The organism is Duganella fentianensis (assembly GCF_964031615.1).
Lineage (GTDB): Bacteria > Pseudomonadota > Gammaproteobacteria > Burkholderiales > Burkholderiaceae_D > Rugamonas > Rugamonas fentianensis_A.
Map to the genome: position 1 here is coordinate 1 of NZ_CAXIQN010000017.1, position 10,899 is coordinate 10,899.

At 59.9% G+C, this 10,899-nt stretch carries 9 protein-coding genes; 8 read left to right on the forward strand and 1 reads right to left on the reverse strand.

Annotated features, from left to right (window positions below):
- Positions 1-153: 153 nt before the first annotated feature.
- Positions 154-849, reverse strand: coding sequence for a FadR/GntR family transcriptional regulator (locus ABNT42_RS11755; protein WP_348697152.1), 696 nt, complete (start codon positions 847-849; stop codon positions 154-156).
- A 106-nt stretch (positions 850-955) separates the two neighbouring features.
- Between ABNT42_RS11755 and ABNT42_RS11760 the strand changes: the two genes are divergently transcribed.
- From ABNT42_RS11760 to glcF, 8 genes are all read left to right on the forward strand, one after another.
- Positions 956-1,753, forward strand: a complete 798-nt coding sequence (locus tag ABNT42_RS11760; protein ID WP_348697153.1) for a (Fe-S)-binding protein — start codon at positions 956-958, stop codon at positions 1,751-1,753.
- Positions 1,750-2,457, forward strand: coding sequence for a lactate utilization protein C (locus ABNT42_RS11765; protein WP_348697154.1), 708 nt, complete (start codon positions 1,750-1,752; stop codon positions 2,455-2,457). Before ABNT42_RS11760 ends, ABNT42_RS11765 begins: the two co-directional genes overlap by 4 nt.
- On the forward strand, positions 2,454-3,899 hold the full coding sequence (locus ABNT42_RS11770) for a LutB/LldF family L-lactate oxidation iron-sulfur protein (protein WP_348697157.1): 1,446 nt from the start codon (positions 2,454-2,456) through the stop codon (positions 3,897-3,899). The genes ABNT42_RS11765 and ABNT42_RS11770 overlap by 4 nt, the downstream gene beginning before the upstream one ends.
- 180 nt (positions 3,900-4,079) lie before the next feature.
- Positions 4,080-5,792: a lactate permease LctP family transporter gene (locus ABNT42_RS11775; protein ID WP_348697158.1), complete on the forward strand. Its 1,713-nt coding sequence runs from the start codon at positions 4,080-4,082 to the stop codon at positions 5,790-5,792.
- A 128-nt stretch (positions 5,793-5,920) separates the two neighbouring features.
- Positions 5,921-6,820 (forward strand): LysR substrate-binding domain-containing protein, encoded by a 900-nt coding sequence (locus ABNT42_RS11780; protein WP_348697160.1) that lies wholly within the window; start codon positions 5,921-5,923, stop codon positions 6,818-6,820.
- A gap of 93 nt (positions 6,821-6,913) precedes the next feature.
- Positions 6,914-8,404 carry an FAD-linked oxidase C-terminal domain-containing protein gene (locus ABNT42_RS11785; RefSeq protein WP_348697162.1) on the forward strand — a complete coding sequence of 497 codons (1,491 nt, stop codon included), beginning with the start codon at positions 6,914-6,916 and terminating at the stop codon, positions 8,402-8,404.
- Between the two features lie 2 nt (positions 8,405-8,406).
- Positions 8,407-9,489 (forward strand): glycolate oxidase subunit GlcE, encoded by a 1,083-nt coding sequence (glcE, locus tag ABNT42_RS11790; RefSeq protein ID WP_348697165.1) that lies wholly within the window; start codon positions 8,407-8,409, stop codon positions 9,487-9,489.
- Positions 9,490-9,491: 2 nt separating this feature from the next.
- The gene (gene glcF, locus ABNT42_RS11795) at positions 9,492-10,721 is read left to right on the forward strand and encodes a glycolate oxidase subunit GlcF (RefSeq protein ID WP_348697164.1); all 1,230 of its coding nucleotides are present in this window, start codon (positions 9,492-9,494) and stop codon (positions 10,719-10,721) included.
- Positions 10,722-10,899: the final 178 nt, after the last annotated feature.

A 10,899-nucleotide genomic window follows, 5' to 3' on the forward strand; every position in this document is an offset into this window, starting at 1 on the left:
ATGATAGTGCTGCAACCAGTGTGAAAGTAGGTTATCGTCAAGCTAGTTATTAGAAAAACCCCCTTCAGTCTTTAGGCTGTTGGGGGTTTTTTGCTTTGGACGTCAGAAAACATCAGATTAACTGGTAGGGCCAGTTGGTGCGGCGAAGATGCCTTATTCAGCTTCCAGCATGCTGATTACGTAGTCGATGTGAGCCTGCATGGCGGTACGCGAGGCTTCGGGGCGGCGAGCGCAAATGGCCTGACAGATGGCGCGGTGTTGCTGCAACAATTGACCTGAAACTTCAGGCGCGAGCGTGCGCAGATTGGTGCCGTTGAGGGTAATGTGTTCGCGCAAAATACCCAATACACTGGCGTGCAGATGCAGGAACATACTGTTATGTGAGGCTAATGCGATGGCTTCATGCATCTGCGCATCGGCAGCGGCTTCGTCGGCTGCGCGTTCTTCAGCGCGCGCCAGTTCCAGTACATCTAGCAGATCGCGAATCCGTTGATGTTCTTCAGGGGTGCCGCGTTGCGCGGCATAGTAGGCGGTAGCACCTTCCAGTACGCGACGAAACTCCAGCACATCGGCCAGCACAGCCGGATGGTCCGCGACCAGATGGCCCCACGGACTAGTGGCACCGGTGCGTAACTGATCACTCACATAGACACCGGCTCCGGGACGACTGCGCAATAGCCCACGCGCTACCAAGCGCTGGGTCGCTTCGCGCACCGTGTTACGCGAGACACCGAATTGCTCGGCCATTACGCGTTCGGAGGGCAGGCGGCTATTCGCGACATAGCGCCCGTCCAGCAGTGCCTGCTCAAGCCGGCGCTGCACATCTTCTACCAATCCCTGTGGTTTCATACTGTTGTTCTCCTGTCACAGCCCTGGTCCAACCAGTTTGCGACGATTTCGCGATGCGGGAATTATGGCGCCTGCTCGACAAATAAGCAAAATTAGGAGACCAGTCTTGGAAACCCGCCAATATCCCAAACCGCCGGCAGATCGACAGGTGTATCTGTTCGGCACCTGCATCATTGATCTGTTCATGCCCGCAGCCGGCCTTGATGCCGTGCGCCTGCTCGAACGCGAAGGCCTCACCGTGCATTTCCCGCGCGGCCAGAGTTGCTGTGGTCAGCCGGCCTACAGCAGTGGCAATCCTGAACAGGCACGTGCCGTGGTGCGTGCCCAGCTGGATCTGTTCCCGCATGACTGGCCAGTGATCGTGCCTTCCGGCTCTTGCGCGGGGATGATGCGTCACCACTGGGCGGGATTGTTCGCCGACGAGCCTGAAGTCGCCGAACGTGCACGCGCACTGTCCGAGCGTATCTATGAACTCAGCGAATTCTTGCTGCGCGTGATGAAGGTCAGCTATCTCGGTGTGCCTGAGCAGGATGCCGAGCGTGTCGTGCTGCACACCTCCTGCGGCGCGCGCCGCGAAATGGGCACCCGTGTACATGGTGTGGAATTGCTCGACGCGTTGCCCGGCGTTACCCGTGTCGAGCACGAACATGAATCCGAATGCTGCGGCTTTGGTGGTACGTTCTCGCTCAAACATGCCGATATTTCCGGCGCCATGGTGCGCGACAAAGTCGCTGCCGCCTGTGCAACGGGCAGCAAGCGTGTGGTGTCGGCGGATTGTGGCTGCCTGCTGAATATCGGTCACGCTGCCAAGTATCAGGGCGCCGAGCTCGAAGTCGAGCACATGGCCAGTTTCCTGTGGCGCCGTGTGAATGGCACCGATGCTGATGAAAGTCTGAACCCATGAGTACCATGAGCGCACGTGAGCGCATTCTGGGCAAGCTGCGTGCCGCAGCGCCCGCGCCGACCCATGATGCGGCGGCCTTACAGCAGAGCATAGATTTGCATTACGCCGATAGCGCCTTGCGCGCGGCCAGCCCTGCACAACTGGCAGATCGTCTGCAAAGTGTGATGGCATCCGTACGTACCGATGTATGGCGTGCCGATGCCCACAGCTGGCCGCAACTGCTGGCCGAGAAACTTGCCGAGGCTGGCGTTAAACGTCTGCTGCTTGACCATGGCAGCAGCGAAGGTGCAATGCTGGCAGCGGCGTTGCCCGATAGCGTGCAGGCACGCTCGTTCGTTCAACCTATCGAACAATGGAAAGCCGAGCTTTTCAATTCGGTCGATGCCGGTTTTACGGTGGCGCGCTCCGGCATCGCTGCAACCGGCACGCTGATCGTGGTGCCCGATGCCGGTACACCGCGCACCGTGTCGCTGGTGCCGCCGCTGCATATCGCACTGGTGTATGCCAGCACGCTGTATGCCGATATGCATGCTGCCGCTCGCAACGAAGGCTGGAACAAAGGCATGCCGACTAATCTGGTGATGATTTCCGGCCCGTCCAAAACTTCCGACATCCAGCAGACGCTGGCATACGGTGCGCATGGCCCACGTGCGCTGTGGCTGATCATTGTCGATGATGTAGCGGAGCAGGGAGGTGCAGCATGAGTAACGCACCATTGAACTTTGTTTCGCCAGCCGATTTCCGTGCGCGTGTCGATCAGGCACTGCAGGACGGCAAGCTGCGCAGCAGCATGCGTGGCGCGATGGATTTTCTGCAGACCAAACGCAAGAGCCAGTTCCCTGATACGGATGAACTGGAATTGCTGCGTGATCTGGGTGAAGCCGTGCGTCAGCATGCACTGGCCAATCTGCCGCAATTGCTGCAGCAACTGGAAACCAATCTTCAGGCCAACGGTGTGCAGGTGCACTGGGCCGAAACTGCCGAAGAAGCCAACGCCATCATTCATGGTATTGCCGAACGTCGCGCCGCGCGCCGCATCATCAAAGGCAAATCCATGGCCAGTGAAGAGGTGGAGCTGAATCACTACATGGCAGAGCGTGGCATCGAGTGCGTGGAATCGGATATGGGCGAATACATCGTCCAGCTGGCCGATGAAAAACCATCGCACATCGTTATGCCTGCCGTGCACAAGACCAAGGCCGATATTGGTGCGCTGTTCGAGCAGCATATTCCCGGCATGGCCTACACGGAAGATGTGGATACGCTAATACAGGCTGGGCGCCGCGCGCTACGGCAGGCTTTTGTGGATGCCGATATCGGCTTGTCCGGTGTGAACTTCGCCGCAGCCGATACGGGTACTATCTGGCTGGTCGAGAACGAGGGCAATGGCCGCCTGTCGACCACCGTGCCGGATGTGCACATCGCTCTAATGGGGCTGGAAAAAGTTGTCGCCAGTCTGGAGCACATCGTGCCGTTAGCCAGTCTGCTGACGCGCTCGGCCACAGGCCAGTCGATCACCACTTACTTCAACCTGATTTCAGGCCCGCGCCGTGCTGGCGAACTTGATGGCCCGCGCGAAATGCATCTGGTGCTGCTTGATAATGGCCGCACGCAGGCGTACGCAGATGAGCAGTTACGTCAGACGCTGCAATGCATCCGCTGTGGCGCCTGCATGAACCATTGTCCGGTGTATGCGCGCGTGGGCGGCCATGCTTATGGCACTACCTATCCGGGCCCAATTGGAAAAATTATTTCACCGCATTTGCTGGGTCTCGATGCGACAGCCGACCTCGCTACCGCCTCGAGTCTGTGCGGCGCCTGCGGCGAAGTGTGCCCTGTGCGCATACCGATACCGCAATTACTCGTGCGCTTGCGCACGGAAGCCAATCGCGATCCCGCACAAAGTGTTGCGCATCCGCTACGCGGTCAAGGCGCTAGCTATAGCCGTAGCGAGCAACTGGTGTGGCGATTCTGGAGTGGCGCCTTCGCCCGGCCCAGCGTGTACCGTGTATTCCGCTGGGTGGCCACGCGCCTGCGCACCTTCGCGCCAAGCAGCCAGCTAGGCTGGACACAGCACCGTACGCCCCTGAAACCTGCTCCGCGCAGCCTTGCAGAATTGCTGCGGGAAAGGGGGCAGGCCGAGTAGCCGTGTGGTGGCAAATCGGGGCGGTGAATAATTTTCAACCGCCCGACTAATTCATTTCATCTTTGTTTGCCACCGATTTCACGCTGCACACCCGTACACTCATTGCAACTTTTCGCACTACCCAAGCGAAGCGGCATAAGTCGCCACAGCAGAATACTTGTACCTTTGGAGGAGACCTTAATGCAACCCTGGAATCAGATTTACGACCCGATGGGCAGCCTGGCGCTATCCGCGCTCATGGCAGCAGTACCTATCATTTTCTTCTTCGTGGCACTGGCCGTGCTACGGATTAAAGGCCACGTGGCAGCAGCGGTGACGCTGGTGCTGTCGCTGGCTGTCGCCATCTTCGCGTACGGCATGCCGGTATCGCAGGCACTGGCCGCTGCCGGTTACGGCTTCGCTTACGGCATCTGGCCGATCGCATGGATTATCGTCAGCGCGGTGTTCCTCTACAAAGTGGTAGAGCGCACCGGCCAACTGGATATCATCCGCGCTTCCGTGCTGTCGATTACCGATGACCAGCGTCTGCAGATGCTGCTGATCGGCTTCTCGTTCGGCGCCTTCCTCGAAGGTGCTGCCGGTTTCGGTGCGCCCGTGGCGATTACCTCGGCACTGCTGGTCGGTCTGGGCTTCAATCCGCTGTACGCAGCAGGTCTGTGCCTGATCGCTAATACTGCACCAGTAGCTTTCGGCGCGATGGGCATTCCTATCATCGTGGCTGGTCAGGTAACGGGTCTGGATGCGATGAACATCGGCGCCATGGCTGGCCGTCAACTGCCACTGCTGTCACTGGCCGTACCATTCTGGCTGGTGTTCATGATGGACGGCACCCGCGGCGTGAAAGAAACCTGGCCTGCAGCACTGGTGGCTGGTGGCAGCTTCGCTGTAACCCAGTATGTGACCTCGAACTTCATCGGTCCTGAACTGCCTGATATTACTTCGGCTCTGGTAAGTCTGGCATCGCTGACCGCGCTGCTGAAAGTCTGGCAGCCTGCCAGCGCCAAAGCCGGTGGCCGTAGCGCCATCTCGATGGGCGGCGGTACCGCAGCCATGTCCACCTTCGGTGGTCAGGCTGCCAATGGCGCCGCACCGAATGTGCGCAAATCTTCGCCTTACACCACTGCACAGACTGTACGTGCCTGGGCACCGTTCGGTATTCTGACTGCCGTGGTAACGGTGTGGAGTCTGCCGCAGTTCAAAGCGCTGTTCAACGGCACTGGCGCACTGGCTAACACCGTGCTGAAGTTCCACGTACCGTATCTGGACAAGATGGTCATGAAGATGACCCCTATCGTGTCGGCACCGAAAGCCTATGAAGCCGTGTTCAAGCTGGACCTGCTGTCGGCTGTCGGTACCGCGATTCTGCTGTCCACCCTGATTTCGATGGTACTGCTGCGCTTCAAGCCTATGGCTGGCGTGCGTGCACTGGCCGATACCGTGGTCGAACTGCGTCGTCCTATCATGTCCATCGGTCTGGTACTGGCCTTTGCGTTCGTGGCTAACTATTCGGGTATGTCGTCCACGCTGGCACTGGTGCTGGCTGGTACCGGCGCTGCCTTCCCGTTCTTCTCGCCGTTCCTTGGCTGGCTGGGTGTGTTCCTGACCGGTTCCGATACTTCGTCGAATGCACTGTTCTGCTCGCTGCAAAATACCACGGCGCACCAGATCAATGTTTCCGATACGCTGCTGGTGGCCGCGAATACCACGGGCGGTGTGACTGGTAAGATGATATCGCCGCAATCGATCGCCGTAGCCTGCGCTGCGACCGGTCTGGTGGGGCGCGAATCCGAATTGTTCCGCTTTACCCTCAAACATAGCCTGTTGTTTGCAACGATCGTTGGTATTATGACGGTGTTGCAGGCGTACGTATTCACCGGCATGATCCCGCACTAAATCAGGGCATCAGTCCCGCCTGCCTAACGCCAGCGCGTGTCACGGTTATCCGTGGCACGCGCTGGCCTTTGTGCTTTTTGCGCGTAATTGTTGGCCTGCAGGCTGCGGGTTTGTGAGAGGTGGTTTTCATGCCTAGACGTTTTCCTCCGGTTCATGCGCTGTCCGCTTTCGAAGCGGCGGCACGGGCTGGTTCATTTGCTGTCGCTGCCCAGCAGCTTTGCATCACGCCATCGGCGCTGTCGCACCGCATCCGTCTGCTGGAAGAGTTTGTCGGCGACCGGCTATTCATCCGTGATGGCCGCAACCTCACCTTGTCGGCTTTCGGCCGCAGCTACCTTGATGTGGTGGTGCAGGCCTTGCGCACGCTGACGGATTTCCCCCTGCCGCATCGCACGCTGTCGGCCCAGCCGCGCGTGAAGATCACCGTACCACCTACCTTTGCGCGCTATCTGCTGATGCCGCGTCTGGCCGAGTTCACCGAAGCCCATCCCGACATCGTGGTGGAAGTGTTCCTGTCTGTGCCGCTGTACGATCTGTGCCTCAACGAGTCGGATCTCGAAGTGCGCTTCGGTGCCGGTAAATATCCGGACATGGTGACCACGCGGCTGTTTGGCGAACCGGCTTTCGCGGTGGCCAGCCCCGCCTATCTGGAGCGTATCGGCGGCATCGCTACACCGGCCGATCTGAAGAAGGCGACTTTGCTGCGCTCCGCGCTCGAACAATGGAAGCCATGGTTCGAGCAGGCCGGTCTGGACTGGCCGGAACCGATGGATGCATTGCGCGTCGATGATCTGGGTCTGCTGCTGGAGGCCATCAAACACGGTCATGGTGTTGGTCTTACGCGACAACATTTTGCGCAGGAGATGATCGCCAAGGGTGAAGTGGTGCAGCTGTTCGACATCCGGCTGGAGGCGCCGCCGCATGCGTATTATGTGGTGTACGAGCAGACAAGCCGCACCCGCCCTGAGGTTCAGCTGTTTATCGACTGGATGATGGCGGCCTATCCGGACTCGCTGCGCGATGCGTGAAAAATCTGCGTCGCGCCGTTTAATTCTTTTCACCGCAGACGCGCGTTATTGATGGCTACACTGGGTGCCACTTTTTAGCATCCAGAGTCCAACATGAACGCGCCTACCGAAGCATCCCAGCTACAGCCGCAGCAGCGCGAGGCCATACTGGCCGCGCTGCGTGCCGTACTGCCAGCTGCCTGCCTGCTGTCCGAGCAGGAAGATACCCGACCCTATGAATGTGATGGCCTGACGGCTTATCGTCAGCTGCCGATGGCGGTAGCGTTGCCGCAGAACGAGGAACAGCTGATTGCTGTACTCAAGGTGTGCCGTCAGATGCAGGTGCCTATCGTGCCGCGCGGCGCAGGCACGGGCCTGTCCGGCGGCGCCATGCCGATTGCGGATGGCATCGTGATCTCCACCGCCAAGATGAGCCGCATCGTCGCGCTCGATCCGCTCGCACGCACGGCACGCGTGCAGCCCGGCGTGCGCAATCTGGCGATCTCGGAAGCGGCTGCACCCCATGGTCTGTATTACGCGCCTGATCCTTCCTCGCAGATTGCCTGCACCATCGGCGGCAATGTGGCCGAGAACGCTGGCGGTGTGCACTGCCTGAAGTATGGCCTGACCGTGCACAACGTAATGCGCCTGCGCATGGTGTCGATCGAAGGCGAAGTGATCGAACTCGGTGGCGCGGCGCTTGATGCACCGGGGCTGGATCTGCTGGCCGTGTTCATCGGCTCGGAAGGCATGCTGGGTGTGGTGACGGAAGTGACGGTGCGCCTGATACCCAAGCCGCCTGTCGCCAAGGTGATCATGGCTTCGTTCGATAATGTGGTCAGTGGTGGCGATGCGGTGGCCGCCGTGATTGCAGCCGGGATTATTCCGGCTGGTCTGGAAATGATGGATAAGACCAGTGCGCGCATGGTGGAGCCGTTTGTGCGCGCCGGTTACGATATCGACGCCGAGGCTATCCTGCTGTGCGAATCGGACGGCATGCAGGAGGAAGTGGAAGAAGAAATCGGCCGCATGTCGGATGTGTTGTTCCGTGCCGGCGCGAATGCCATCGCCGTATCGCAAAACGAGGCAGAGCGGATGCGCTTCTGGTCCGGTCGCAAGAACGCCTTCCCGGCGGCGGGGCGTATCTCACCTGACTACTACTGCATGGACGGAACCATTCCGCGTAAACGTGTGGCCGAGGTGCTGGTGGGGATCGCCGAAATGGAAAAGACCTATGGCCTGCGTTGCGCCAATGTGTTCCATGCGGGCGACGGCAATCTGCACCCGCTGATTCTGTTCGATGCGAACGCACCGGATGAATTCAATCGCGCCGAGCAGTTTGGCGAGGCGATTCTGGCGCTGTGCGTGGCCGTGGGCGGCACCATCACCGGTGAACATGGCGTGGGCATCGAAAAGATCGATTCCATGTGCGAGCAGTTCGAGGTGAGCGAGATCGCCGCCTTCATCGGCGTCAAGCGTGCCTTCGACGGCGCCTTCCTGCTCAACCCTAACAAGGCCATTCCAACGCTGGACCGCTGCGCTGCCTATGGCAAGCGGCAGGCGCGCGGTGGCCTATTCAAATTTGTCAAACAGGTGAACGCATGACGATGGAAGATCAGGTAAAGCAGTTTAGCGAACGCATCGTCGACGCTACTGTGCATGGCAAGCCGCTGCGCCTGCGTGGTGGTGGAAGCAAGGACTGGTATGGACAGCCTGCGCAAGGTGAAGTGCTCGATACGCGAGGTTATAGCGGCATCGTCGCCTACGAACCGACCGAACTGGTGATGACGGCACGCTGCGGTACGCCTATGCGCGAAATCGAACAGGCGCTGGCCGCGGAAGGGCAGATGCTGGCGTTCGAGCCGCCGCACTTCGGTGCCGATGCTACCGTGGGCGGTATGCTGGCGGCCGGTCTGTCCGGCCCGCGCCGTGTCAGCGCCGGCGCTTTGCGCGATTTCGTGCTGGGTACGGTGCTGATGGATGGCCGTGGCGAAGCGCTGCGCTTTGGCGGGCAGGTGATGAAGAACGTGGCCGGCTACGATGTATCGCGCCTGCTGGCGGGCTCGATGGGCATGCTGGGGCTAGTGCTGGAAGTGTCGCTGAAAGTGCTGCCTAAGCCGCTAGCAGAAAAGACCCTGCGGCTGGAAATGTCGCAGGAAGATGCGCTCCTGCGTCTGAATAAATGGGCGGGTCAGCCTTTGCCTTTGTCGGCGTCGAGTTGGCATGGTGGTGTGCTGAATCTGCGTCTGGCCGGTGCCGAAGCGGCAGTGGCATCGGCGGTACGCCATATCGGCGGCGAGGTACTGGATGCCAGCGTGGCCGAGCACTGGTGGAGCGATCTGCGCGAACAGCGTCACCCGCTGCTCGATGCGGTGCGGCTGGAAGGCATGCCTCTGTGGCGTCTGTCGCTGCCATCAACCACTGAGGCGTTGAGCGAGTTTGGTCAGCACGATCAGCTGATCGAATGGGGCGGCGCACAGCGCTGGATACGTGGCGACTTCGATGCGCAGACCATGCGTAGCCGTGCGCAAGCGCTGGGCGGTCATGCCACGCTATTCCGTGGTGGCGATAAGGCGGCGGGCGTGTTCCAGCCGCTGGCGCCTGCCGTCCACACCATCCACCGCAATCTCAAACAGTATTTCGACCCGGCCGGTATCTTCAATCGCGGTCGCATGTATCAGGATCTGTAATCATGCAAACCAATCTGGCAATCCAATATAAAAATACTCCGGACGGCGACGAAGCCGAGGCCATACTACGCGCCTGCGTGCACTGCGGCTTCTGCACGGCGACCTGTCCCACCTATCAACTGCTGGGCGACGAGCTGGATGGCCCACGTGGTCGCATCTATCTGATCAAGCAGGTGCTGGAAGGCGCTCCGGCGACCGAGCGCACCCAGTTACATCTGGACCGCTGCCTGACCTGCCGTAACTGTGAAACCACCTGCCCATCCGGCGTGCAGTACAGCCGTCTGCTTGATATTGGCAAACACATCGTCGAGCAGCAGGTGAAGCGTCCGGCTGCGGCGCGCTACAAGCGTCTGCTGCTGAAGGAGGCGCTGCCGCGTCCCTGGCTGTTCCGGCCCGCGATGAAAGCAGGCCGTATGCTGCGCCCACTGCTGCCGGAAGCGCTGGCAGAGAAGATGCAACCGGTGCCGGATGCTGGCGCGTGGCCGCAACATGCGATGCCGCGCACCATGCTGCTGCTGGATGGCTGCGTACAGCCGGAGATGGCACCGAATATCAATAGCTCGGCGGCGCGCATACTTGCTGCCCTCGGCATTGAATTGGTGGTGGCGCCGCGCGCAGGCTGCTGCGGCGCGATCCGCTACCATCTGGCTGATCATGATGGCGGCCTGAATGACATGCGGCGCAATATCGACGCATGGTGGCCGCTGATCGAAGCAGGGGCGGAAGCGATATTAATGACGGCCTCCGGTTGCGGGGCGACCGTGAAGGAATATGGTCATCTGCTGCGCGACGATCCCATCTACGCCGCCAAAGCCAAGCGGGTGTCGGAACTGACGCTGGACGTGAGCGAAGTGCTGTGCAATGAGCAGCAGGCACTGGTCGCGCTGCTTAAGCAGCATGCGCCGGTGGAGCCGGTGGCCTTCCATCCGCCGTGCACGCTGCAGCATGCACAGAAGATACGCGGCAAAGTGGAAGACCTGTTGCGCGCGCTGGGCGTGGATGTGCGTCTGTGCGCAGAGAGTCATCTGTGCTGCGGCTCGGCTGGTACGTATTCGGTGCTGCAGCCAGAATTGTCGCACCAGCTGCGTGACCGTAAGCTGGCGAATCTGGATGCGACCGGTGCGCAGCGCATCGTATCGGCCAATATCGGTTGCCAGAGTCATTTGCAATCGGGCACCAGCAAGCCAGTGGGGCACTGGATTGAGTTAATCGATCAGATGCTGGCCGGATGAATTTAAAAAAAAGGCCTTGCCGGATAGGCGAGGCCTTTGCTATAGTTCGCCCCCTCGCAAAACAAGGCGTCGCTCAAAGCAGCGCCAAGTTAAACGAGATGAAAAGTAGGGGTTGACGAAACGATTTAAATTCTTCATACTCTCGCTTCTCTGCTGCTGACAAACACAACGATTTGTC

What these genes read in the sequence shown, in the direction of transcription:
- glcE (WP_348697165.1), top strand. Translation starts at nt 8,407, where the DNA reads ATGGAAGATCAGGTAAAGCAGTTTAGCGAACGCATCGTCGACGCTACT.
- ABNT42_RS11755 (WP_348697152.1), bottom strand. Translation starts at nt 849, where the DNA reads ATGAAACCACAGGGATTGGTAGAAGATGTGCAGCGCCGGCTTGAGCAG.
- ABNT42_RS11785 (WP_348697162.1), top strand. Translation starts at nt 6,914, where the DNA reads ATGAACGCGCCTACCGAAGCATCCCAGCTACAGCCGCAGCAGCGCGAG.
- ABNT42_RS11775 (WP_348697158.1), top strand. Translation starts at nt 4,080, where the DNA reads ATGCAACCCTGGAATCAGATTTACGACCCGATGGGCAGCCTGGCGCTA.
- ABNT42_RS11770 (WP_348697157.1), top strand. Translation starts at nt 2,454, where the DNA reads ATGAGTAACGCACCATTGAACTTTGTTTCGCCAGCCGATTTCCGTGCG.
- ABNT42_RS11780 (WP_348697160.1), top strand. Translation starts at nt 5,921, where the DNA reads ATGCCTAGACGTTTTCCTCCGGTTCATGCGCTGTCCGCTTTCGAAGCG.
- ABNT42_RS11765 (WP_348697154.1), top strand. Translation starts at nt 1,750, where the DNA reads ATGAGTACCATGAGCGCACGTGAGCGCATTCTGGGCAAGCTGCGTGCC.
- glcF (WP_348697164.1), top strand. Translation starts at nt 9,492, where the DNA reads ATGCAAACCAATCTGGCAATCCAATATAAAAATACTCCGGACGGCGAC.